This window comes from Leucothrix pacifica, from assembly GCF_003172875.1.
GTDB classification, from domain to species: Bacteria; Pseudomonadota; Gammaproteobacteria; order Thiotrichales; family Thiotrichaceae; genus Leucothrix; species Leucothrix pacifica.
In genome coordinates this window covers 96,237-119,192 of sequence record NZ_QGKM01000008.1, presented here as the reverse complement: position 1 = coordinate 119,192, position 22,956 = coordinate 96,237, and the positions used below count along the sequence as shown (strand labels likewise).

General features: G+C 46.1%; 20 protein-coding genes and 1 pseudogene. 9 read left to right on the top strand and 12 right to left on the bottom strand.

The window, feature by feature from the left end; translation table 11 throughout:
• The first annotated feature begins 43 nt into the window (after positions 1-43).
• From DKW60_RS05010 to DKW60_RS24635, 3 genes and pseudogenes are all read left to right on the top strand, one after another.
• On the top strand, positions 44-982 hold the full coding sequence (locus DKW60_RS05010; protein ID WP_109836567.1) for a LysR family transcriptional regulator: 939 nt from the start codon (positions 44-46) through the stop codon (positions 980-982).
• Positions 983-1,249: 267 nt separating this feature from the next.
• Positions 1,250-2,467, top strand: a complete 1,218-nt coding sequence (locus tag DKW60_RS05005) for a mannan-binding lectin (RefSeq protein WP_109836566.1) — start codon at positions 1,250-1,252, stop codon at positions 2,465-2,467.
• A gap of 15 nt (positions 2,468-2,482) precedes the next feature.
• A pseudogene (locus DKW60_RS24635) lies at positions 2,483-2,587 on the top strand (hypothetical protein); the annotation flags it as partial.
• Positions 2,588-2,724: 137 nt separating this feature from the next.
• Here the strand turns inward: DKW60_RS24635 and DKW60_RS04995 are convergent.
• The 3 genes from DKW60_RS04995 to DKW60_RS04985 all read right to left on the bottom strand — a co-directional run bounded on the left by DKW60_RS04995 (position 2,725) and on the right by DKW60_RS04985 (position 5,293).
• Positions 2,725-3,126 carry a thioredoxin family protein gene (locus DKW60_RS04995; RefSeq protein WP_109836565.1) on the bottom strand — a complete coding sequence of 134 codons (402 nt, stop codon included), beginning with the start codon at positions 3,124-3,126 and terminating at the stop codon, positions 2,725-2,727.
• 15 nt (positions 3,127-3,141) lie between these two features.
• Positions 3,142-3,855, bottom strand: coding sequence for a cytochrome c biogenesis CcdA family protein (locus DKW60_RS04990; protein WP_109836564.1), 714 nt, complete (start codon positions 3,853-3,855; stop codon positions 3,142-3,144).
• A gap of 163 nt (positions 3,856-4,018) precedes the next feature.
• Positions 4,019-5,293: an NAD(P)/FAD-dependent oxidoreductase gene (locus DKW60_RS04985; RefSeq protein WP_109836563.1), complete on the bottom strand. Its 1,275-nt coding sequence runs from the start codon at positions 5,291-5,293 to the stop codon at positions 4,019-4,021.
• A gap of 194 nt (positions 5,294-5,487) precedes the next feature.
• On the opposite strand from DKW60_RS04985, the gene DKW60_RS04980 reads away from it, so the two are divergent.
• Entirely contained in the window at positions 5,488-6,075 is a 588-nt protein-coding gene (locus DKW60_RS04980; protein WP_109836562.1) for a DUF302 domain-containing protein, read from the top strand.
• 269 nt (positions 6,076-6,344) lie between these two features.
• On the opposite strand, the gene DKW60_RS04975 is transcribed toward DKW60_RS04980, so the two are convergent.
• The 8 genes from DKW60_RS04975 to DKW60_RS04945 all read right to left on the bottom strand — a co-directional run bounded on the left by DKW60_RS04975 (position 6,345) and on the right by DKW60_RS04945 (position 14,980).
• Positions 6,345-7,118 (bottom strand): TspO/MBR family protein, encoded by a 774-nt coding sequence (locus tag DKW60_RS04975; RefSeq protein WP_109836561.1) that lies wholly within the window; start codon positions 7,116-7,118, stop codon positions 6,345-6,347.
• A 146-nt stretch (positions 7,119-7,264) separates the two neighbouring features.
• Positions 7,265-8,683 (bottom strand): MFS transporter, encoded by a 1,419-nt coding sequence (locus DKW60_RS04970; protein WP_181389587.1) that lies wholly within the window; start codon positions 8,681-8,683, stop codon positions 7,265-7,267.
• An 81-nt stretch (positions 8,684-8,764) separates the two neighbouring features.
• The gene (locus DKW60_RS04965) at positions 8,765-9,550 is read right to left on the bottom strand and encodes a carnitinyl-CoA dehydratase (RefSeq protein WP_109836559.1); all 786 of its coding nucleotides are present in this window, start codon (positions 9,548-9,550) and stop codon (positions 8,765-8,767) included.
• Complete coding sequence (locus tag DKW60_RS04960) at positions 9,543-10,874, bottom strand: acetate--CoA ligase family protein (RefSeq protein WP_219988637.1); 1,332 nt, start codon at positions 10,872-10,874, stop codon at positions 9,543-9,545. Before DKW60_RS04960 ends, DKW60_RS04965 begins: the two co-directional genes overlap by 8 nt.
• A gap of 32 nt (positions 10,875-10,906) precedes the next feature.
• Entirely contained in the window at positions 10,907-11,293 is a 387-nt protein-coding gene (locus DKW60_RS23940; RefSeq protein WP_219988636.1) for a CoA-binding protein, read from the bottom strand.
• Between the two features lie 112 nt (positions 11,294-11,405).
• Complete coding sequence (locus DKW60_RS04955; protein ID WP_109836558.1) at positions 11,406-12,566, bottom strand: acyl-CoA dehydrogenase family protein; 1,161 nt, start codon at positions 12,564-12,566, stop codon at positions 11,406-11,408.
• 33 nt (positions 12,567-12,599) lie between these two features.
• Positions 12,600-14,075 carry a carnitine 3-dehydrogenase gene (locus tag DKW60_RS04950; protein WP_109836557.1) on the bottom strand — a complete coding sequence of 492 codons (1,476 nt, stop codon included), beginning with the start codon at positions 14,073-14,075 and terminating at the stop codon, positions 12,600-12,602.
• Positions 14,075-14,980, bottom strand: coding sequence for a beta-keto acid cleavage family enzyme (locus DKW60_RS04945; protein ID WP_109836556.1), 906 nt, complete (start codon positions 14,978-14,980; stop codon positions 14,075-14,077). Before DKW60_RS04945 ends, DKW60_RS04950 begins: the two co-directional genes overlap by 1 nt.
• 98 nt (positions 14,981-15,078) lie before the next feature.
• Between DKW60_RS04945 and DKW60_RS04940 the strand changes: the two genes are divergently transcribed.
• The 4 genes from DKW60_RS04940 to DKW60_RS04925 all read left to right on the top strand — a co-directional run bounded on the left by DKW60_RS04940 (position 15,079) and on the right by DKW60_RS04925 (position 21,135).
• Positions 15,079-16,044 (top strand): GlxA family transcriptional regulator, encoded by a 966-nt coding sequence (locus tag DKW60_RS04940; protein WP_109836555.1) that lies wholly within the window; start codon positions 15,079-15,081, stop codon positions 16,042-16,044.
• Between the two features lie 499 nt (positions 16,045-16,543).
• Positions 16,544-17,725 (top strand): D-alanyl-D-alanine carboxypeptidase/D-alanyl-D-alanine-endopeptidase, encoded by a 1,182-nt coding sequence (locus tag DKW60_RS04935; protein WP_109836554.1) that lies wholly within the window; start codon positions 16,544-16,546, stop codon positions 17,723-17,725.
• Between the two features lie 109 nt (positions 17,726-17,834).
• A complete protein-coding gene (locus DKW60_RS04930; RefSeq protein ID WP_109836553.1) occupies positions 17,835-18,728 on the top strand; it encodes a DMT family transporter in 894 nt (297 codons plus the stop codon).
• A gap of 70 nt (positions 18,729-18,798) precedes the next feature.
• Positions 18,799-21,135, top strand: a complete 2,337-nt coding sequence (locus tag DKW60_RS04925; protein WP_109836552.1) for an EAL domain-containing protein — start codon at positions 18,799-18,801, stop codon at positions 21,133-21,135.
• Positions 21,136-21,163: 28 nt separating this feature from the next.
• Here the strand turns inward: DKW60_RS04925 and DKW60_RS23600 are convergent, their stop codons facing one another.
• The gene (locus DKW60_RS23600) at positions 21,164-21,553 is read right to left on the bottom strand and encodes a phasin family protein (RefSeq protein ID WP_181389586.1); all 390 of its coding nucleotides are present in this window, start codon (positions 21,551-21,553) and stop codon (positions 21,164-21,166) included.
• Between the two features lie 246 nt (positions 21,554-21,799).
• Here DKW60_RS23600 and DKW60_RS04915 point away from each other — a divergent pair, with 246 nt between their 5' ends.
• Positions 21,800-22,867 carry an SGNH/GDSL hydrolase family protein gene (locus DKW60_RS04915; protein WP_109836551.1) on the top strand — a complete coding sequence of 356 codons (1,068 nt, stop codon included), beginning with the start codon at positions 21,800-21,802 and terminating at the stop codon, positions 22,865-22,867.
• Positions 22,868-22,956 lie beyond the last annotated feature (89 nt).

Below are 22,956 nucleotides of genomic sequence, written 5' to 3'. Positions count from 1 at the left end.
GGGTTATTTTTATTATTCACCAGAAAAATAGTAGTATTTTCTTATGGTCGATCTCGGACGTGTTGATCTCAATTTATTAGTCTATCTTGATGTGCTGTTACGAGAGCGAAATGTAACCAAAGCAGCGGATCATCTGGGCCTCAGTCAACCCGCTCTCAGCAATGGCCTGCGCCGCTTGCGCACATTATTTGATGACCCCTTACTTGTTAGAACCAGCGAGGGAATGACGCCGACAGAAAGAGCTCAACAACTGCAACCCATTGTGCGAGATGTGCTCTCAAAAATTGATAAAGCAGTACAGCCACAAGCGTCATTTGACCCGACGAACGAGGAGTATTTTTTTCGGATCATGGCGAGTGACTACGCTGAGTCCACTCTTTTTCCCCACATTTTGCACCGTCTGCGTGAAGAAGCACCCGGTATTATCCTCGATATTATGACTCCCAGTGACGTCAGTTTTCAGGATGTTGAACAAGGCAAAGTGGATATGGTCATTAATCGATTCGAAGAAATGCCGCTGTCCTTTCATCAAAAGGAAGTCTGGAAAGATGGCTTTGCCTGTCTAATCAGTGTCGACAACCCAATTCTGAATGACTTTACGCTGGAAAGTTATCTGCAAGCCGCGCATATCTGGGTTAGTAAAACGGGCATGGGCGTTGGTGTCGGTATGAACCCTCACGATGTCCAACACTTAGGTTGGGTGGACGAGGCGCTACGAAAAATTAACAAACAGCGTCGTATCACCGTATTCACACGTCATTATCAAGCCGCTATGCTACTCGCTGAGAGCAATGACTTGATTGTGACCCTGCCATTCAGAGCCGCTAAACTTCAACGTGACAATCCTCGCGTGGTCATTAAAGAGCCACCATTCAGAATTCCACCCTTTGATCTCAAAATGGCGTGGAGCCCACTATTACAGCATAACCCTGCCCATCAATGGATGCGTCGGTTTGTGGCTGAAGTGGCTCATAGCCTTTGATCCACCCTCAATGATTTGCCAATGCCATCCGGAACGATTTCGGGAGACTCCAGTCTAGTAAGATGAGCTTACCGGAGAACCAATGAGGTTTTACTCTATTGAATATCGCTCCAGCTAAGCCATATAACCATCTGTGACATGGGTTTAACGCATAAAGCAATATTTTCAAGCCGTACATACTAACCGGTCAGGTAATTCTCGCTGATATTCAAAATATTATGCTAGCGTTAATGCGCAAATGGAGTCTTAATTGAGGAAACACTATAAATGAAACAATTACTTACACGTGGAAAAAAACAAAAACTTATTAGTCTGTCACTGGGTATCGCAGCGGTAACAGCTGGAATGAACAGTGCACAGGCAAAAACCATTAATGCTGAAACCGGGCCAATCTTTAATTCGCTCTTTGCGAAAATTCAATGCGAAAGAGCTGCAGACAAGTTAAACGGTAAATGGAATGGTCGTTACTGGAAGACCCCAGGCTCTATCAATGGGGTATGTCAGGTTGTCGTTCCAGACCCGGTTATAGCCAAGCCAAGTCATAAACCTATTCGCCAGCCTCCTATCAAACCTACAGTCAGACTAATCTCGGTCGATGCTGGCAAACTCTGGAATCAAGCCCATGCAGATTGGCGCTGCCCACAACTGGCCAAACAAAACAATGGACGTTGGACTAAAAACTGGAGTGAAAAAACGGAGAGTAAACCGTCTTACTGTCAGGTTGAGGTCAAAATTAAACCCGTTATCCCACCACCTACGCATAAGATCATGAATGTAAACGCAGGCCGTATCTGGAGTAATGATCATGCAAAGCAGCGCTGTCCAAATATCGCCAAACAGAACAATGGTGTATGGACCGAAAAATGGTCAACAAAAGACAACAAGTCTAGCTGTCAGATTAAGGTAGCCATTAAGCCTCCGGTGAAGCCAGTAGCGCCTCCGGTTGTTAAAGCTCCGCACAAAGGTAGTATTCGTGAAGTCAGCGCTGGTGGTATCTGGGATCAAGCACAAGCAAACCGTAAATGTCCATTAATCGCTGCACAAACTAATGGTACTTGGACCAGTAAATGGCGCAAGACAGGCCCAAATAACGAGGCAGTCTGTGAAATCAAATATCAGCCCCTATCTCAGGTAAGAAAAACACTCGCCACACAAAAACCCGTTGTACAAGCCCCAACTCAAACAGCCTCATCCACACCAGGCAGCAATACCCGCGAAGTTCCGGCAGGCCCAATTTGGGATCAGGCGCAAGCTAGCCAGAAGTGCCCTTTAATCGCCGCACAAAACAATGCTCGCTGGACAAACAAATGGCGCAAGTTAAGTACCGCCACTCATCAGTCTGTGTGTGAAATCACATCGGGATCAGCACCTACAGCGGTTCAAACCAAAACAGTTGTCACCACGCAAACGACTTATGTCAACCTCAAGCCAAAACCTGCTCCGGCAGCGGCTAATGTTCGCGAGATCTTTGCTGGCCCTATCTGAGATGCTAATCAGGCAAAAGTTAAATGTCCGATTATCGCTGCTAACAACAAAGGAACGTGGACAGGCGCATGGCGCAAGACAGGACCTGATCACTCATCTCTATGTTCGGTACGCTTCTAAGTGTGCTAACTAAATAGTTACTGATAACTGTTTGATTAACGGAGTGCGCAATAAAAAAGGGAGTCTGCTAAAAAACAGGCTCCCTTTTTTTATCTGACACGCTTTTAAAACGCTGTCATGTATTTAGCAGTTGAGGCTTAATTCAGGCCTTTATCCAATAGTTCTTTAATCTCATTTATATCGATTCCGGCAACAATTCGTCCGAGTTCTTCCTCACCTTTAAGCATCAGCAAGGTCGAACGACGCGGTACGTTGCGAGAGCTCGTCACGTCATGAGTACTGTAAGAATCCCAATCGACGGTCACAAACACAATGTTCTTATCGTACTCTGGGTTACGTTCACGAAGTTGCGATATTAACTGCCCCTGAAGTCGGCAGGTACCACACCAGTCAGCAGCGTAATCAACAAATACACTCTTACCTTCATCCAAATGTTTTTGAATCAATCCATCGGTATACATCAAATTTGTTTGTGCAAACAGTAGACCTGGAACTAGGGTTAAACCAGCTACCATGCTTAAAAATGTGCGACGTTTCATAATATTTTTCCTTATTTAGTAAGTAATTGAGAGATTCTGGAACCAGTCAGGCAATACTCTCACCAGCCACCCTTCTATTACGTGATGGAATTTAAAAAAGATCATCAGACCTACGAGTAGGAAAGTGATTCCGAGAATCGGTTTCGCTCGTTCAGCTAGTCCGCGTAACTGTTGTTGTCGACTACGAATAGCTTCACGTGTTCCGTAGCCCAATAACAAAATAACCGTGGAGACGCCCAATGCAAAACTGCTCATGATAGCCAGCACCCATAGCAGGTTTTGCCCCTGACTCGCCAAAGAGATGGCACCGCCCAAGGTAGGGCCAACGCAGGGCGACCATACAGCACCCAATAACATGCCGCCAAAGAACTGGCCTTTCATACTGGTCTGAGCAACTTTATTTAGTTGGTCGTCGGCACTACTGCCAAGACCGGCAGTGGCTGTTGCAAAACGCTCATTGAACTGAGGGACTAACAGGACTAGTCCGAAGATCATCATCAGCACTGCGCCTATTTGAGATAACAGACTTTCAGTGAGCCCAATGCTATGACCGACAGTCGCAACCAGCATACCCAAGCCAATAAACGACAAACTCATCCCGGCAGCGACTGCCAGAGGGCCATGACGACCTGCTTGTAAAGCAGACGCTAATACGATGGGTATCACCGGTAATACGCAGGGATTAATCAGTGTAAGCAATCCGGCGATATAGCCAAAAATCAGTTCCATAATCTACTCGAGTTTTTGTTAATCATTATTATGAAAGTGCTATACGCCGAGACAGAACGGCTTGGATGCAAGTTGACGCAAAAAACTAAAATATTCGCTCATAAAAAAAGGCATACCAAAGTGATATGCCTTAAAAGTCTTACCTGCGAGGGTGACGCAATCATTACTTCAAACGATTGATCCCCAACATCTTGAGCATCGACTTCTCGTAGAAGGGCTCAGAGACACCCTGCTTCATTTTACGAATGAAATACTTTTCAAAGGCAATCTTGGCAAGATGTACCCATTTACCCTTTTTAAACCAGGCCACATTACGCGGCGGTATCTGTGGAATCGCCACAAAGGCAGCTCCGGTATCCCCCATGTCAGCTAAACAGAGTGCCGCCCAGGTACCCTCTGCTGCAGGCTCCTCACCCTTTAGTTCGGACGCAATGTTATGAACGATGGCGGTCACCATAGACTCAATCATATAGCCAGTCTTAGGAGCTCCAGTAGGCACAGGCGTCGCCTCAACCGGAGGAATCGCGATAGCCACTCCTGCTGAGTAAATATTCTGATAAGTCGGATTACGCTGATGCTTATCTACCATAACAAAGCCACGAGGATTACAAAGCCCTTCTACCTTAGCGACGCATTCAATACCAAAGAAGGCGGGCAACATCATAGCCAAATCAAAATCTATTTCATGCTGCTCATACAATTCACCTTTAGCATCCAGCTCATCAACGAATAACTTATTCGCTGCGACCTTAGTCGTCTTAGCATTCACAATCCACTGGATATGGTGATTACGTAGTTCTGACTCCAGCATGCTCTTAGAATCACCCACACCACCAAGGCCGAGATGGCCGATGTAAGGCTCTGAAGACACATAAGTCATTTTGAATTTATCGCGGATTTTACGACGTCTCAGGTCAGTATCGACAATCAGTGCAAACTCATAAGCTGGGCCAAAGCAGCTGGCAAATGGCATCGCACCAATCACAATATGGCCACTACCTTTCTCAATGAGTTTTAGATATTCCGCATAGAATGCTTCGGCATGGTCGACCGTACAAACAGAGTGAGTGTGGCCACCATGTGGGCCGCTGCCTTCCACTTCATCAAAGTACAACTTAGGCCCTGTAGCGATAATGAGATAGTCGTAGTTGACTGACTGACCATCTTCCAATGTTAATTGACTATTCTCCGCATCAATATCTGTGCATCGACTACTGATAAAGTCGATATCTTTCTTACCAACATAATCCGCGACCTTGAAAGTGATATCACTGCGCTCACGCCAGCCCACACCAATCCATGGATTAGAGGGGGTGAATTGGAAATAATCACGCTCATTGACAAGCGTAATCTTATGATCCTTGCCGAGTACATCACGAAGCTCATAAACCGCAGGTAAGCCGCCAGTACCTGCACCGAGTACAACAATATGTGCCATAATTTCCATCTCCTTTGAGAAACCATTAAGGTTGATGTGGTCATAACACCATACTCATCCCAGCTCGGTCAACAAGCCTATCATTACTATAAATCACTGATTTATTGTGCAGTATTCACAAATAGATATTGCTTTAGTAGTAATAGATATGTTGATAATCGACGTTCGAGGGAAGAAGAAATCAGGAGCAAAACTTGGGACTTATCAGGAATATTCTAGCAATCATCGGCCTTATCGCAATTCTCGCAGTTGCCTATGGTTACAGTAAGTTTGGCTCAGAACTTGAGGCACTCAAAGCACTCGATCCAAAAGCCCGTGGCGTCTACACTGAGATGTGGCAGAAACTAAAGGAAAATGGTGACTCAGCCAGTGCAACCGTTTGGAAACAAGCACTTGCAGAGGATGTCGACTGGGAAGATGCCGAAGAAGCAATGCGCTCAACGGCTACTGAATTGAATATTCGTGGCGTGGGCGAGCTGCCCCTATCAACTCAGGTTGAGTTAATGACCGGTGAAGAGCAACGCTTCCTGAAAATCTATCAATTCTGCAACCCACAAACAGCGATGAAGATGGTCAATTATCGCGACGCGTTCTCAGCGTATCTCCCCTGTCGTATCGCCATGATTGAAGATAAAAATGGTAAGTATTGGTTATACGCACTCAATATGGATATGATGATTTACGGTGGTAAAACGCTACCACCTGAGCTTCTGGAAGAGGCGATCGCGGTTAAAGAGGCTATTCTTACTATCATGGAGCGGGGCGCGAATGGTGACTTCTGACAGGGCTGATTTAGCGCATTAGAAAGGCTATTTGAAATGGTCAGTAAAACGGTATCACCATCGGGCAATGTTACATCAGCACAAAAAAGGCCACTTCACCCGAAGTGGCCAAATAGCATTCCCTGAACAATTTGGAAAGGTATGAAAACCAAATCGTTTTTTAGTAGGGATACTGGGGTACTATGCATATTATTGCATATTTCACCCCGTCGGTTAATCCTTAATCAAGCCTAAACATCATTGGCTACAGTCAGCTATGGCAGCATACTCTACTTTGGTGCGGAACTATTACCCAATAACTGTCTGATCGACTCAAATGCCACCAAAATAATCACGGTAGCTCCTACCATACCTGCTGCACCAAACACCTCAGGTGTCTCTACTTGCTTAGTCATTATTCCGTTTGCAGCCCAGACAATCACCAAGCCAAAGAAGATGTCGCCCCGTCTTAGCACCACCACAACACCAACTACTGCCGCAATTGCCAGCTTCAACAAGGTCCAGTTTACCTCAGACAGGCCTAGGTTTTCCCAGCCCATAGCCACCTGAAGCACACTGATGTTTGCCAGTGTAGCCACACTGATCCAGCCCAGATACAAACTGAAAGGCAGGAACAAGAACAGATGTTGAGAGAATGTTGCCGGGCTATTGGCTATACCCAACTTGTTATAAATTTTAATCAGTGTTACCAGTATCACTAACATAATGACCAGCGATAATCCCATCAGATTGTAATGCCAACAGAAAATCCACAGGATATTCGCCACACAGTTGATAATAAAAATCTTGCTCACAGTGGCAATCAGTGCATTTTTTCTTTGAGCAGGAAATGCCTGATAGGCAACAAATAATGCCAGCGCCAGATAAATAACGCCCCAAATTGCAAAGGTAAACGAGGCAGGCGTGAACAAGGTTGGAAAATTGTCTGAGACATCCTTCGGTGTCTGACCATTAAGTGGCAATGCATTGGAGAGATAGTTAACCAGCAACACCGCAATAAAAGCAACGATACAGCCACCCCAGTCTGTTATTTTACGTTCCATAAATAGCCTTTTCCTTTAGTTATATGGGTTACTTAAACGCATTCTGATGCAAACACTATGCCTTAGTGTCGGGATGCTGACAAATGGTGGTATTTCACCGCGCAAAGTCCAGATAACTGAGACACTCAGCATCATTGGAATAAGGCTTATGCAGCTTCATTCCTGACTTTTATATGACGCATCGAAAAAGATGCAAACATAGCGATCACCGCACAGCAAAGTGAGAACATAACGGTCCAGTGTAAAACGGTTAGTAATTCATCGTAATACGCAGGTTCGATTTCGGCGTCACCAATGTAGAGAGACATCAGCATGGTCACTAAAGCCGTTCCGAATAATTGACCTAACAAACGGGACATATTAATCAGTGCCGATGCGATTCCTTGACGTGCTTCGCTGACTGCGCCCATTGCACCGCTATTATTGGGTGTAGAAAATAACCCAAAACCCACACCAAGAAATGCCAAGGCCAGTATCACTAGCCAAATCGATGAATGATCATTTAAAAATAAGGCCGTGGTAAAGCTCAGAACAACAGAGCCTGCACCACAGGTCGCCAATAAGTAAGCGGGATAGTGGTCAGACAAGCGGCCTGCAATGGGCGCAATAAATGCCATCAAAATCGCTTGCACCAGCAAGTACTGCCCCGCCTCTGAAGGTGACAAGCCAAGGTTATATTGTAAATACAAACCGATGAGGAACTGCACCCCATAACTACCGGCATAAATGAAACTAGCGGCAATAAGTGATCGTGAGAATCGTTGATTCTCCCACACGAGTCTCAGCTTAATTAGTGGCGCTTCAATCTGATCGCTACGTCTGACAAACCAATAAAGAATCATCATTGAAACCAGTAATGATACGACTGCCAGAGGTTGAGGCAGATTCGTTAATCCAATAAATAGCGAGATTATCCAGCTGGCCAGAATCAACACACCGAACCAGTCTAATCTTTGCGGTGTGTCACTTACCCACTCACCTTTGAGAGTGAATATTGTCAACACAATGGCTAACAGCACAAACGGTACCATCGCCAAAAAAACATAGTGCCAACCGAAATGCTCGGTGACCCAGCCACCAAATAACGGCCCGGCACTCATTCCCAAATACACGCAGGATACAACCCACCCCAAAGCCGCACCACGGCCACCACTTCGGTAAACACTACTGATGATCGCAAAGCCATTACCATAAAACATGGCAGCACCGACGCCTTGTAATCCCCTGAAGAATAACAACATTTCTATAGACGTCGACAAGCCGGAACCAATACTGGCAGCCAAAAAGATAATGCTGCCCCAGTTATAAATTCGCTTGCGTCCGTAGGTATCAGCCGCACGCCCTGACGGTAACAGCGTAATCAAATTACACAATAAAAAAATTGCAGGAATCCAACTGACAAGTACTGCGTCGGCTTTTAAGTCACGGGCAATTTCAGGGGTTGCTACCAGTGCTGCTGACAAAGCCAGTGGTGTGAGAAAGGAGCCGATGCAAACAATAATCAATGCACTCAGTCGCGCTGATTTATTCTCTTGGTAATACTGTTGTGTTTGGTTTGATGTCACTGCCCATAGACCTGTTTGAGTTGTTTTTCCCTTATACAGGTATTTGTTGACAACACAAACAGATAAAATCAGCAGTCGCGATTACTTACCTTTCCACTGCGGATCTCGCTTTTCAGCGAAGGCTTTTGCACCTTCTAGGTTATCTTCACTATCGTATAGAACATCGACAGTAGCGAATTGTCGCTTAGTAATGTTGTTCATAGCCTCCTGAAAAGTCATGGCTTCAGCAGCACGCGCCACTTCTTTAATGGAAGCGAATACCAATGGTGGCCCGGACTCCAGCAACCGGGCCAAATCCCAGGCTCTGTCTCTGAGTGCCTGTTCGTCAGTCAAAACCTCATTGACCAGCCCCCAACGATGGGCCTCCTGAACATCCATCCAACGTCCTGTGAATAATAAATCCATAGCCACGTGATAAGGAATGCGCTTGGGTAACTTGACCGTCGCAGCGTCCGCGAGCGTGCCAGCCTTTATCTCAGGGAGTGAAAAACTAGCATTTTCAGTGGCCAGAATCATGTCGGCGGAGAGCGCGAGTTCAAAACCACCACCGACAGCCATGCCATTAACCGCAGCAATCACTGGTTTATTTAAGTCCCGTAATTCCTGCAAACCGGCAAAACCACCTACTCCATAATCACCATCAACCTCATCACCCTCTGCTGCTGCTTTTAAGTCCCAGCCTGCGCTAAAGAAACGCTCGCCGGCAGTGCGCACAATGGCGACGCGTAGCTCAGGATCATCCCTGAAGCCTTTAAACACCTCGCCCATCATCCGACTGGTTGCGAGATCGATAGCATTAGCTTTTGGACGATCCAAAGTAACTTCAATAATTCCACCTTCACGGCGAGTTTTAATGACATCAGACATACCTGCCTCCCTGATTGAGAACAATAAGTGCATCCGCAGCGTACGCACCCTGCCCTGTCGCACATAGTATTAATGGGTTTACATCCAGCTCCAACAAATCATCTGAATGATTAAGCGCATAACGCTGGATGGCTAGGATGGTGTTGATAGCGGCGGGAATATCAGCAGCGGGCTTGCCACGATAACCTTTTAGCAACGCCGCTGTTTTAAGATTACAAAGCGCCGCTGTGATATCTTCCTCAGTGGCAGGCAGCAACAATGTAACACTGTCTTTGAGAACCTCAACCAGCGTACCACCAGCCCCGATTGTCATTACCAAACCAAACTGAACATCGCGGGTAATACCAATAATCAGCTCAGCGACTGCTTGCCCGATCATCGCTTCAAGGTATAACGACTCACTCAGCTGACTCAAGTCAGCGTAAGCCTCCGCTAGCTGGGACTCGTTTTCAACATTAAGCCTGACAGCATTCAGTTCTGTTTTGTGAGCAATCCCTAGCGCTTTCAGTACCACAGGTGAAGCGCATGAGCTTGCGTATTGTAAAGCCTCCTCAAACGATTCCACTCGCCTACCCCATGGAACCGATACACCGACAGCCGCCAATTGTGACTTGGCAGTGGCCTCGTCAAGTGTGATTGATGAAGCACTTCTCACTGCGTGATTCGTCATATCTGCATGATTGCCACTGTCTTTACTTACAACACGATCCGCTTGACCAGATGTACTTTGTTGACTTGCATTGGCAATCCGCTGAGTCTGCATCACAGCAACTGGCACTGCTCTTTTCCAGGCTTCACCAATATCAGCTGCCACCTCCGCTGCAATCAACGTGACATTCATACCACCAATAGCGACGATGCCTTTTTGCATGAGCTCAGCCACCACGGTCTCCGGAATATTGTCAGACAAACTCGCCGTCAAAACCGCGTTTGCACCAGTCTCCTTAACGGCTTCCTCAAATGCATACAGAGCCACTTCCCAATCATCAGTCGCACAACGCTTTTCACTGGGAAAATCCAAAATCAGAATAGTCAGGTCATGATCTGCCGCCATCATCGCTGAATATGCCTGCTGCATTTTTTGCTGATCACCCCAGATATAAGTGTGATAGTCCAGCGGATTATTGACCGTCACCATAGGCCCCAGCGCCTGTTGAATCCGTTGCTTTTCATCGTCCGATAACTCAGGGAAGTGTATTTTTCTTGATTGCGCAGAGTCAGCCACCAAACTAGCCTCACCACCCGAGCAACTCATTGATCCGATACGGTAGCCTGCCAATGTTCCGTGAATATGCAGAAACTTCAGCGTTTCTAAGAGTGCCACTAAGGTTTTAACCTGCCCAATGCCGAGACGTTTTAAGAAAGCCTGAGACGCCGCATGAGCACTGGCATGGTTCCCGCTCGCTTTAGTAACTCAGCCTGTAGATCCGCCCCTTCCTCATCCGCCTCAAGAAAACCGGAGGCATAGCAGACCGCACCACCTGCACCGATCTTCGCAAGAGACTCCACAATGCCCAATGTAAGGTGGCGATTAACTACAATAAAGGTGGCGTCAGGTACTGCAGGTAAAGCTTCTATGCTGTGATAAGACCTTAAACCTTTGACTTCAGACTTCTTAGGATGAACCGGCCAAATCTCTCCGTCGTAGTCCATTAACTGACACTGACGAATCACCATTGCCGCTTCAGCACCACCAACGACGGCAATGGAGCGTGGTCGTAACATCCTTGTTAAATCAGTCATATTCACTCCCTGATTTCACCATTATTTTCATCATGAGAAGGCCTTTCAATCGGTATGGCATCACGGCTACATCATTTAGCTATGGCTTTTAAACGGCCGTATTCCCAGTAATTTAGCACCCCAAAGGCCGCAGTAAATCACGGGAGATAATGTGTCGTTGAATCTCTGAAGTGCCATCCCAAATACGCTCGACACGGGCATCCCGCCAGAATCGCTCAATGGGTAAATCACTCATCAACCCCATGCCACCAAAGATTTGCAGCGCTTCATCCGTCACTTTCGCCAACATTTCAGAGGCATACAGCTTGGCACTGGCGATTTCACGGTTAGCGGGCAATTCCTGATCCAGACGCCAAGCGCTTGATAAGGTCAGCCAATCAGCCGCGTCAATCTCGGTAATCATGTCGGCAAGCTTAAAAGACACGCCCTGAAAACGCCCGATTTGCTGGCCAAATTGCTTACGTTCAGCGGCATAAGGCATGGCCAAATCAAATACCCGGCGAGCACGCCCGACACAGCTGGCAGCAACCGTTAAACGAGCCCCATACAACCACTGATTCGCCAAATCGAAACCTTTATGAACCTCTCCCAGCACCTGTGCATCGGATAAGCGGCAGTCATCAAAGTTTAAAATGCAATTTTGATAACCTCGGTGACTCACGGAGTCATACCCCGGTGCAATCTCAAAACCAGGTGTCCCCCGGTCAACCAAAAAACACGTGATGAGTTTTTTTGTGCCGCGGGGTGTTTCTTCCTCACCAGTGGCTATAAACACGATTACAAAGTCCGCAATATTGGCATGACTGATGAAGTGCTTACTGCCATTAACGACCCAGTCACCATTACTGCGCTTAGCTGTACACTTCATACCACGCACATCTGACCCGGCATCAGGTTCCGTCATCGCCAATGCATCGAATTTTTCACCCCTCACCGCGGGTAATAAATAACGCTCCCGCTGCTCATCATTGCAGCCCAACAAAATACCTGATGGCCTACCAAAATAAACACCTAATGCCATTGAGGCGCGCCCTAACTCACGCTCCAGCAAGGTGAAATCAAGGTGCCCGAGACCACCGCCACCGACCTCTTCCGGCAAGTTGGCAGCGAAAAAACCCGAGTCGATGCATTTATCACGGATCTCTATACCTATCTCTTCAGGAACGATACCCGTTCTCTCAACCTCGTCTTCATGAGGGTATATCTCATTCTCGACGAAACTACGCACCGTATCGACGATCATTTCCTGTTCTTCAGAAAGTCCAAAATTCATGACTGCTCCCCTTGGCTCACTTACGCGAGGCGTTTATTGAATAGCATTACCCGCACCTTCTGGCCTTGCTAATGCGGACTGCAGTGCACTTATCTCCGCAAGTTTTTCAGCAACCGCTGTTTCGGGATTTGAAGAGCGTCGTGTCTCCAGGCTGACATGCAATAACATATGCTCACCGATCGCCAACAAGTGCCCGTCGGAGTGGTACAACGAATTAAATAATTTGAGTTTTTTACCGTCAGCAGCCAGCACTTGCGTCGTGGTATAAACACTTTCCAGCGCAGTCACTTCGTCTAGATGGCGGATATGTGTTTCGACCGTAAAGTAAGAGTTTCCTGCGGCTACATAATCGGCATCAACACCGATGACTCTCAAAAACGCGTCCGTGGCCTGTGAAAAACACTCCAGATAGCGGCTCTCATTCATATGGTTGTTATAGTCCGTCCACTCCGTGGGAATCACCATTTCAAATGTGCGAATTGGCTGGCTATAGTCTTGTTCAAGAGCTTGCGTCTCAGACATAGCGGCCTTGTCATAACACTGCTTTTCGTAATCACCGAGAACTTTGCCCGCTCCCCAATCTTTAGCTTTCAGCGCTTGCAGAATAGCCACTAAATTATCATCGCGATGTCTTTCCAGCTCGCGAATGCTACAGTGCCCGGATTGCTCATCCGATTGGCCAGCAATTAGATCAACCAGCTCATCATTAAACTCAGGCACATCCATTAGCTTTGTCCATGGCCAACTCAGACAGGGACCGAACTGCTCCATAAAGTGACGCATGCCCGCCTCACCACCGGCAATCCGATAGGTTTCAAACAGTCCCATTTGTGCCCAACGCAAACCAAATCCATAGCGAATGGCGTCATCGATATCTTTTGTGGTGGCAATACCATCTTTGACTAACCACAAGGACTCACGCCACACCGCTTCCAGTAAACGGTCCGCAATGAACGCTTCGATTTCTTTCTTGACTACCAGCGGATGCATGCCCATCGCCTGATAAATCGCACTGGCTTGCGTGACTATATCCGCCGATGTTTTTTCGCCTGCCACTATCTCAACTAATGGCAATAAGTACACCGGATTAAACGGGTGTGCTACCAAAAGACGTTCCGGGTGCTGCATGTCAGCTTGTAAATCAGTTGGCATAATGCCGGAGGTTGATGAGGCAATAATCGCGTCGTTTGCTGCGAATTTCTCAATGTCCGCGTACACGCTTTGTTTGATATCTAACCGCTCCGGCACCGACTCAATGATCAGACTGGCCTGACTGACGGCATCAGCTAATGAAGCGGCATATGCCAGACTGCCCTCTTTTGCGCGCGGTGCCATCGTTAATTTACGGTAAGCATGTCGGCTATTGAGTAGCACTGCTTCAATTTTTTGTTGGGCATCAGGTGCCGGATCATAGACAGCAACATCGATACCATTTTCAATTAATCGTGCCACCCACCCAGCACCAATCACGCCACCACCAACCACAGCAGCTTGTTTTATGATACTCATTACCAGCGCCTCACTAATTGCATCTGTTCACGCACCTCGGCAGCACTCATCATTCTGCTCCCCATTGCCTCAGCAATTGTTACTGCGCGGGACACTAAGTCCGCATTGCTTGCCAATACACCCTTTTCCAGCCAGATATTATCTTCCAGGCCGACACGAATATTGCCACCTGCATTAATCGCCATCGCCACATAAGGTAGCTGATTTCGGCCAATAGAAAACGCTGAGAACGTCCAGTCATCTGGCACCGCATTTACCATCGCCATAAAGGTACTGAAATCATCAGGCGCTCCCCAGGGAATCCCCATGCATAGTTGAATCATGGTCGGGCTATCAATCAAACCTTGCGCCTGAAGCCACTTGGCGAGCAGCACGTGCCCCGTATCAAACGCCTCAATTTCTGGTCGTACACCCATCGCCTGAATTTGTTCCGCCATCGCTTTAAGCATAGCCGGACTATTGGTCATGATGTAATCGCCTTCACTAAAGTTCATGGTGCCGCAATCCAGTGTACAGATTTCAGGAAGTATTTGTTTTACGTGAGCAAGGCGTTCCGTAGCACCAATCATATCCGTGCCATCCTCCGCAGGCGGCAGCGGGTTCTCAGCGCTTCCTAATGTTAGATCGCCCCCCATACCGGCAGTTAAGTTGATCACCATATCAACACCGGACTCACATATATAATCCACCACCTCAGCATACAAAGCTGGGTCACGCGCCGGCGCACCCGATGCCGGATCACGCACATGAATGTGAACCACCGCTGCTCCCGCCTGTGCTGCTTCAATACAGCTGTCCGCTATTTCACGTGGAGTAACCGGCACTTTGTCGGAACGCTCCGTGGTTGCGCCTGCGCCAGTAACTGCACAAGTTATGAACACATTTCGGTTAGGTTGTAACGCCATGCCGTTGATTCCTCACAATCATTTAAGATGAAATCATCATGGCATGCTGAAATACGCTATGATTTACATTAAGCGCAATAAATTTAGCGAAACCCGCAATGTCAACTTTCTCACCAAGCAATGACACACTGGATGTCACACTCCTCGTTATCCCGGAATCATCCATGATGTCGCTGGCGTCAGTACTGGATGTCATGCGCGCCGCGAATCGCTTTTCCCGGCGTAATTTATTTCGCTGGCGGCTACTCACTCTGGATGGCAAACCTGCAAGCTTAAGTTGTGGACTGGCGATTCACTCGGATGATGTACTCACCACGACAACCCAAGGTGACATGCTGATCATCATCGGTGGCTTTAATCAGGATAAGCATGTCAGTCAGGATTCTTTAAAGACATTGCGGCAAGCCATGAGAAAATTTAAAACACTAGGCGGGATCGAGGCAGGCAGCTGGTTATTGGCTCGTGCCGGTAAACTCAATGGCAAAAACGCGACGACTCACTGGGAGGATCTGGATGATTTTGCACTCCGTTTTCCACAAGTTAATGTACGCCCCGACCGCTATGTGATCGATGGCGAAGTGTTTACTACAGGTGGCGCATCACCCAGTTTTGATTTTATGTTGCACCTGATTCGTATTCGTTACGGTTATCATTTGTCCCTGGAGGTAGCCAGTGCATTTATTTATGACGGAGTTCATACCGGAAAAGATGCACAACCGATGATGTCTTTAGGCAAACTAGAACACTATGAGCCCCGTGTCGCTCAAACCATTCGCTTAATGGAACAACATATTGAAGACACTCTGTCTCTCGACATGCTCGCTGAAAGTGTTGCACTCTCCGAGCGTATGCTGACTTATCTTTTTAAACAAAATTTACAACTTTCACCCGGCCAGTTTTATCTACGGTTACGATTACAAACGGCACGGCGCTTAGTCTTAGATACGCGTTTAACCATGCAGGAAGTGGCAGTCAGGACAGGATTTAATTCACTTGCAGCGTTCTCCAGACAATTCAAGCACTATTACAAGGTGACGCCTACGGAATGCCGCAAGGGAAAGTAGTGTTAAAATAAGCAGAGAGCAAGGAAATACAGGAGAGGATGGTGCGAAATGAAAATTGGGAATCCATGAGCGCTAACCCATTGGATTCCCAGATCTTACAGCAAGAAACAACGACTTTTTATTATTGTTATTGTCTTTATTATTTGACTTCGTTTGTCGTTGTTAGCCCCTAGAAGCTGACGACTATTCTACGTTTTCCGACTGAACGACTTCTTAATTGATCAACAAATTTTCTACCAATTTGACAAAAGGTAAGCCGATCCATAAAGGGGCGGTTCAGATACGACAAAAGATCTCTAAAATTCCACGTCACACTGCAGATAATCGTAAAGTTTCGCCCACTTGCTTTATCGACTGAACTATGTGATTTTTTAGTTATCAAGAGAGCTAACGACTATTCACTCATGAAACTACGGGAAACCCAACTCACCGCTAGTTCAGCCGACATAAGGCCAATAGTCACTACACTAAAATAAAAAATACATTTAATGGGGTTACGATGATTCGTTCAATTTTAATTAGCTTATGCTGTGTACTAGCACTCAACACGTCTGTTCATGCCAATGCACTCTCTAAATTTTCACAACTAAAAAATGCCGGCTTATTGGTGGTTGATTCGCGTGGCGATACCTTGCTGGCTGACCATAACAATCGCTCATTTATTCCAGCCTCGACCACAAAGATAGTCACCGCCTGGCTGGCACTGGACCGCTGGGGTGAGAACCACCGCTTTGCAACAGACTTTTATTATGATCCTCAGACTTACACGCTGTCAGTCAAAGGCAGTGGCGACCCGTTTCTGGTCTCAGAGGAGTTAGCCATAATCGCAATTCAGCTTCGTCAGCTGGGTTTAAGCAGAGTAGACACTTTGGTCCTCGATGGTAGTCGCTTCCAGAGTGGTTTGGTACTACCGGGCACCAGCCGTACCAACAATCCTTATGATGCAGTTCCTTCAGCATTGGCGGCAAACTTCAATACAGTTAATCTTAAAAAAGTTAATGGGCGCGTACGCTCCGCTGAAAGCCAAACTCCTCTTACTGCTTATGCTAAAAGCATGGCTAAAGGATTCAAGAAAAACAAATTGCGAGTCAATACCGGCCGCGATCCACGCAAAGCGGAATATTATTTTGGTGAATTACTGGCAGCCTTTCTGAAACAACAAGGCATTGCAGTGGCGAATAACATTGTCAGAGGGCAAGCTCCACAACAGACTCCCTTTTATCATCACTTTAACAGCCGCACATTGGGCGATATGATTCGCCCAATGATGAAGTACTCAACAAATTTCATCGCTAACCAATTAGTCCTCATGATGTCTTCTGAACACTACAACCGCCCTGCGAATGCATCGGATGTGCAACACTACATGGAAGACAATCTCCGTGCAGCGTTTCAATGGCAGAATTTCAGCTTCAATGAGGGTGCAGGCCTGTCACGCACCAACCGTATATCTCCAGAGCAGCTTGTTCACTTGCTGCAAAACTTCAAGCAATGGCGTCACCTACTTCCGGAAGTAGAAACAGGCGTGTTTGCCAAGTCTGGTACGTTGAAGAAGGTCAGCACATTGGCTGGGTTTATCGTGGATAATGGTGAATGGAAACCGTTCGCACTCATGATGAATCAATCAGTTCCATATAAGTTAAGAAACCGCATCGCTAAAGAGTTAAGAAGAACCCTTTAAAACCTGACAAGTCCTTTAGCCACATTCGGAACTGTATTGTAAAAGCGCTAAGACGGACTTTATAAATACGTTACACTGCGATTCTTTTCTCAGAGTCGCAGTGCTTTCTATGCCAACCACCCCTCAGCCGATCCAACTAAAACACGTTCTGTTCTTACTATTGTTGGCCGGCATTTGGGGGGCTTCATTTTTATTTGCGCGCGTCAGCGCCCCGGAGTTCGGGCCTGTTGCCTTTACCAGTTTGCGTATTGGTTTCGCAGCGATTGCCCTATTACCCATCTTATTTATGCATAATCACTGGCAGGTGTTGCGCGAAAACATTGGTCTGATCTCGCTGGTTTCTTTGTTAAACTCTGCCATCCCATTTATGTTGTTGGCCTATACCACGCTCTATTTAAGTGCCGGAATAACCTCAGTATTGAACTCTTTCGTGCCAATATTTTCTGGCGTCATTGCACATTACTACCTGAAAGATCACCTAAGCCGAAAACAATCTATTGGTTTATTAATTGGCATCATTGGTGTGGCAATACTAATGAGTGACAAACTCGCGTTAGGAAACAATACCATTCTCCCACTATGTGCCGCTTTTCTTTCTAGCTTGAGTTATGCAGTCAGCGCCAATGTAACAAAGCGCAAACTAAATCATGTTAAACCTCGTTTATTGGCTGCAAGTAGTATGTTTTGCGCGGGTGTCATTCTTATTCCATTTGGTATTTTGTACTGGCCTGCGCAACTCCCCGGCACAACTGCATGGGCATCTGTCATAGCCGTTGCTTTATTATCGACAGCCTTTGCCTATTTAATTTTCTTTTGGTTGATCAAGGAAGTAGGACCAACAAAAACCGTTAGCGTAACACTGATCATTCCGGTTTTCGGCATCATTTGGGGTGCCCTATTTCTGAACGAATCAATAACTGCTAGTATATTAGTCGGAACACTAGTGATATTATTTGGGGCTTATTTATCACTGGGGCTAAATTGGTTCGTCCGTCAAAGATAATTTTTAGTTAAGCCTGAGAAAGGTTTAAGCGAGGTAAGCTTATCGAAAAAAAGTGCTACCCCCGCAATTTATGATTAGATTTAAACTATTCCCAGGCTCGTTGAAAAAAGTCACTCATTTGGTGACACTGGCTTTAATGTGCTTGTTGTTAAGCCCTCCTTCAATGGCTAAAAGCCAGCAATTGGTCAACACACTCTCACCCTCTGAACGACAATGGCTGATTAACAACCCCGTCATCAAGCTAGGGATTGACCGCGCCTTCCCTCCTTTTGGATCAATCACGGAAAACAATGAATATGTCGGTTTTACCGCTGATTATATGAAACTGATTTCAGAGCGCTTAGGTATCGAGTTTGATGTATTCAAAGATGCTCCGTGGAACGAAACCATTAGTCTCGCAAAGTCTGGCGGCATCGATATGATTGCTGGGCTGGTCAACACAGTCGAAAGACAAAACTATCTGGACTTCTCCCCTACTTATATCAAAACACCCACCATCATCATCAATGATGGTTTGAAAAATGGCTACCCGGGTGATATTCGCAATTTAGAAAACAAGATTGTGGCGGTAGAGAAAGGCTCTTTTGTGTCAGACATGCTAAGTAAAGAATACCCGTCTATTACACAGATTCAGGTAAAGAACACCGAGCTTGCGCTGAGTATGGTGGCAAGAAATAAAGCTGATGCCTATATTGGCAACGCTGCAACAGCCAGTTTTATTATCAAACAAATGGGACTAAACAATCTCTTCTATGCAGGTACAACACCTTATTCCAGTAACCATAGTATTGGCGTCGTAAAAAATAACCCAATGCTCACCTCTGTAATGAACAAGGCGCTGGCTTCGATAGATCAGGAAACTCATGATTCAATCGCGAATAAGTGGTTCGGAATGCAGGTTCGTCCGCATATACAGCGTAGTACGGCCATTGGTTTAGCGACTCTGGCACTTCTGGCGCTGGCTTTGTCTGCATTTTGGATTAACACGCTGTACAGAACGAAAAAAGCACTGAGACTAAGCGAGCGTAAGATTCGTCAACAAGCTAATGTCGATTCATTGACTGGCCTGATCAATCGTCGTCATATGTTGGAAGTACTCAATTATGAAATCAATAAACCGAAAGGGTCAGGCTCGGAATTTGCATTGCTGTTTTTAGACCTTGATGAGTTTAAAGAAATCAATGATACGCTGGGCCATAGTATCGGTGATGAGCTACTGAAAAGTGTCTCTGAGCGTCTCCGTCGCTGTGTGCGAATCAATGATACCGTCAGTCGTCTGGGAGGTGATGAGTTCATCATCATCCTAAAAGAAGTCCACAAGAAGGCCGATATAGAAAGAATCGCACAGAGTGTATGCGATACGCTAAACAAAGAATTCATGATTCAGGATCATCAAATCACTGTATCCACTAGTATTGGTATCACACAGTTCCCGAAAGATGCTGCTACAGCAGATGATTTACTAATTAATGCGGATCAGGCGATGTATGCCGGTAAGCATAATGGTGGAGATGGCTATTCTTTCTTTGATGATTCAATGCGACAAGCGATGATTGAACGTAATCAGACCTTACGCGATCTCAAACTTGCTGTTCCGGGTAACCAGTTTGAACTCCATTACCAACCCATTCTTGATTTAGATAGCGGAAAGATTACCAAAGCTGAAGCATTGATTCGCTGGAGACACCCTACCCGAGGTCTCATCTCACCAGAAATTTTCATTCAGCTTGCTGAGGAGAGTGGTCAGATTATAGAAATCGGCGAATGGGTGTTCAGAGAGGCTGCCAAGCAAGCGGCAATCTGGCAACAAAGCTATTCACCAACATTTCAGATCAGTATTAATACCTCTCCCCTGCAATACCGCGACAATGGTATCGATATAAACAGCTGGTGCCATTATCTGGAACAACTGGGCCTAACCGGACAAGCGATCATCGTTGAAATTACTGAAGGCTTATTGATGGAAAGCAGCTCGGCGGTTAAAGAAAAACTCTGGCACTTGCGAGATGCTGGTATCGAAGTTGCCATTGATGATTTTGGGACGGGTTATTCTTCCCTGTCATACCTCAGGAAATTTGATATTGATTACCTGAAAATAGATCAATCATTTGTCTCTAACCTCTCAGCAGACTCTGAGGATATTGCTCTGTGTGAAGCCATTATCGTGATGGCGCATAAACTGGGTTGCGATGTCGTCGCTGAAGGCGTTGAAGAGAAAGATCAGTCTCAACTACTGAAAAATGCCGGCTGTGATTTTGGTCAGGGGTATTTATTTTCAAAGCCCTTATCAGCTAGTGATTTCACTTTATTGTTAAATTCACCTAACCGACCAAATGATAGCTATAAGGATTCAATTGATACATCACCCAAAACGAAAAGGGCCACACCCGTAAGTGCAGCCCTCTGAGATTCTCAATTAATTGAGGAATCTTTAATTATGCAGCTTTCTTAGCTGGAGCCTTCTTAGCAGGCGCAGCTTTTGCAGCAACTTCTTTAGTCGCTTCAACCGCTTCTTTACTTGTCTCAACAACTAGCTTCTGTACTTCGGCTGTGTACTCTTCACCGATCTTAGCAACGGCTTTACCGTCTTCCAGCATTGTCTCAAGTACTTCTTTCGCTGTCTCGCCTTGCTTTGCAAAGTAAGCTTGAGCAGCTTCAAGATCTTTAACTTCCATCGCTGACTTAACGTTAGTCAGTGCAAGACCACTGTACTTAGTTAATAACTCAGTGTTTAGAGCGATCAGGCTTTCAGTCTTAGCGATTGAAAGTGCAGCGAAAGCTTTAGAAGGTGCTAATGCTTTTTCAAAATCAAATGTTGGTGTCATGGCTTTAATCTCTATAAAAATTTCAAGGAGGAGGAAATTTATTATGCTGCAGTGCAGCAGATAGACGTAATATAGCAACCACTATGTTGCGGTGCAACAATTATTTTTATATGTTTATTCTACACCCGCTCACCTTTAGTCGATAAAACGCCCCCTTCGGCCCTTTAATCCAGAAAACATTCAACCACAATCAAGCCGACTGCTACATTACTGGTGAAACCATAAAATAAAATCATACCCCCTCATATGAAAAACATCACACTAACAGGCTTTTGCCTGTTCACACTTCTCTCCCTTTCTGGTTGTGTATCAGAATCTAAAAATGATGCTAATAACAACCAGTACAGTAATGCCGATGGTAGTAGCGCGGCCCCAACTACGGTCACTGGAGGAAGCGCAGCAGAGACACCGGCATCATCACCTTCTGCTAGCACACCTGTTGATACTCAACCCTCAGAGACGACTCCTACAGAAACAACACCAACGCCATCGACACCATCAACCCCAAGCTCACCGGTTGAACCCCCGGACCCGGTAACAGAAGCAAGTTGGCACAGAGTCTATATGCACTACGGCTTACTCAAGGGTCAACCTCATGAGTGGGGAGAAAGTGGAGGCTATTTGTCTCTGCGCTTAGCGGAGAATGCCTACGAGGGTGCGTATTCAATGCGACTGGATTCGACGTCGGGATTATTGGCTAAACAGTTACTGACGTATCGCGGCAGTGATAATGACTATTATACTGTCACTATCCAAAGCATTAGCGGTAACACCGTGAATCTATCGACACCGTTAGAGAAAAATGTCTGGTATGGCGAGAGCGTCTGGAATTTCTACGAGAACCCTTCTCACCCCAACTATCGCGGTTACCAAAGCATTGCGGATTATGCAGTTCGCAGCCTCGGCCGGGGCCTTCTGAACTATGGCACGCATGCATTACTCGGTGACAGTTGGTTCTCAACGGGTACAGTTCGTGACAGGCTTCAGGAAAAACTAAGCAACACCACTATGATTAATCTAGGCATCGGCGGCAATACAAGTTTTGATTTATTGTCACGTTTTGATCGCGATGTTCCTCAGCACAACCCAGATTTTGTGTGGGTCATGACGGGTACAAATGACTACTGGAACTATATTTCAACAGCTCAGTACAAACAAAATATTCGAGAATTAATCAGCAAGATAGAAGCACTAGGTGCAAAGCCGATTATTATCAGTCCATCCGTTGGTCCGCTCAATTATGGCAGCAGTGAACTAACTGAGTTATCACGTGCCTATACGGATGCAATTGAACAACTTCAGAATGGTTACTAGCTGCAAGTTAAGCAATTTCTGACAAACCACCTTGATTTGGTGGCTGTTTAATTTAGAATAGGCCTCGGCCAACAATGGCCCGATACAAT

What these genes read in the sequence shown, in the direction of transcription:
- DKW60_RS04990 (WP_109836564.1), bottom strand. Translation starts at nt 3,855, where the DNA reads ATGGAACTGATTTTTGGCTATATCGCCGGATTGCTTACACTGATTAAT.
- DKW60_RS23940 (WP_219988636.1), bottom strand. Translation starts at nt 11,293, where the DNA reads ATGACTGATTTAACAAGGATGTTACGACCACGCTCCATTGCCGTCGTT.
- DKW60_RS04915 (WP_109836551.1), top strand. Translation starts at nt 21,800, where the DNA reads ATGAAAAACATCACACTAACAGGCTTTTGCCTGTTCACACTTCTCTCC.
- DKW60_RS04955 (WP_109836558.1), bottom strand. Translation starts at nt 12,566, where the DNA reads ATGAATTTTGGACTTTCTGAAGAACAGGAAATGATCGTCGATACGGTG.
- DKW60_RS04975 (WP_109836561.1), bottom strand. Translation starts at nt 7,118, where the DNA reads ATGGAACGTAAAATAACAGACTGGGGTGGCTGTATCGTTGCTTTTATT.
- DKW60_RS05005 (WP_109836566.1), top strand. Translation starts at nt 1,250, where the DNA reads ATGAAACAATTACTTACACGTGGAAAAAAACAAAAACTTATTAGTCTG.
- DKW60_RS04925 (WP_109836552.1), top strand. Translation starts at nt 18,799, where the DNA reads ATGATTAGATTTAAACTATTCCCAGGCTCGTTGAAAAAAGTCACTCAT.
- DKW60_RS04935 (WP_109836554.1), top strand. Translation starts at nt 16,544, where the DNA reads ATGATTCGTTCAATTTTAATTAGCTTATGCTGTGTACTAGCACTCAAC.
- DKW60_RS04950 (WP_109836557.1), bottom strand. Translation starts at nt 14,075, where the DNA reads ATGAGTATCATAAAACAAGCTGCTGTGGTTGGTGGTGGCGTGATTGGT.
- DKW60_RS04985 (WP_109836563.1), bottom strand. Translation starts at nt 5,293, where the DNA reads ATGGCACATATTGTTGTACTCGGTGCAGGTACTGGCGGCTTACCTGCG.
- DKW60_RS23600 (WP_181389586.1), bottom strand. Translation starts at nt 21,553, where the DNA reads ATGACACCAACATTTGATTTTGAAAAAGCATTAGCACCTTCTAAAGCT.
- DKW60_RS04945 (WP_109836556.1), bottom strand. Translation starts at nt 14,980, where the DNA reads ATGGCGTTACAACCTAACCGAAATGTGTTCATAACTTGTGCAGTTACT.
- DKW60_RS04940 (WP_109836555.1), top strand. Translation starts at nt 15,079, where the DNA reads ATGTCAACTTTCTCACCAAGCAATGACACACTGGATGTCACACTCCTC.
- DKW60_RS04965 (WP_109836559.1), bottom strand. Translation starts at nt 9,550, where the DNA reads ATGTCTGATGTCATTAAAACTCGCCGTGAAGGTGGAATTATTGAAGTT.
- DKW60_RS04930 (WP_109836553.1), top strand. Translation starts at nt 17,835, where the DNA reads ATGCCAACCACCCCTCAGCCGATCCAACTAAAACACGTTCTGTTCTTA.
- DKW60_RS04995 (WP_109836565.1), bottom strand. Translation starts at nt 3,126, where the DNA reads ATGAAACGTCGCACATTTTTAAGCATGGTAGCTGGTTTAACCCTAGTT.
- DKW60_RS05010 (WP_109836567.1), top strand. Translation starts at nt 44, where the DNA reads ATGGTCGATCTCGGACGTGTTGATCTCAATTTATTAGTCTATCTTGAT.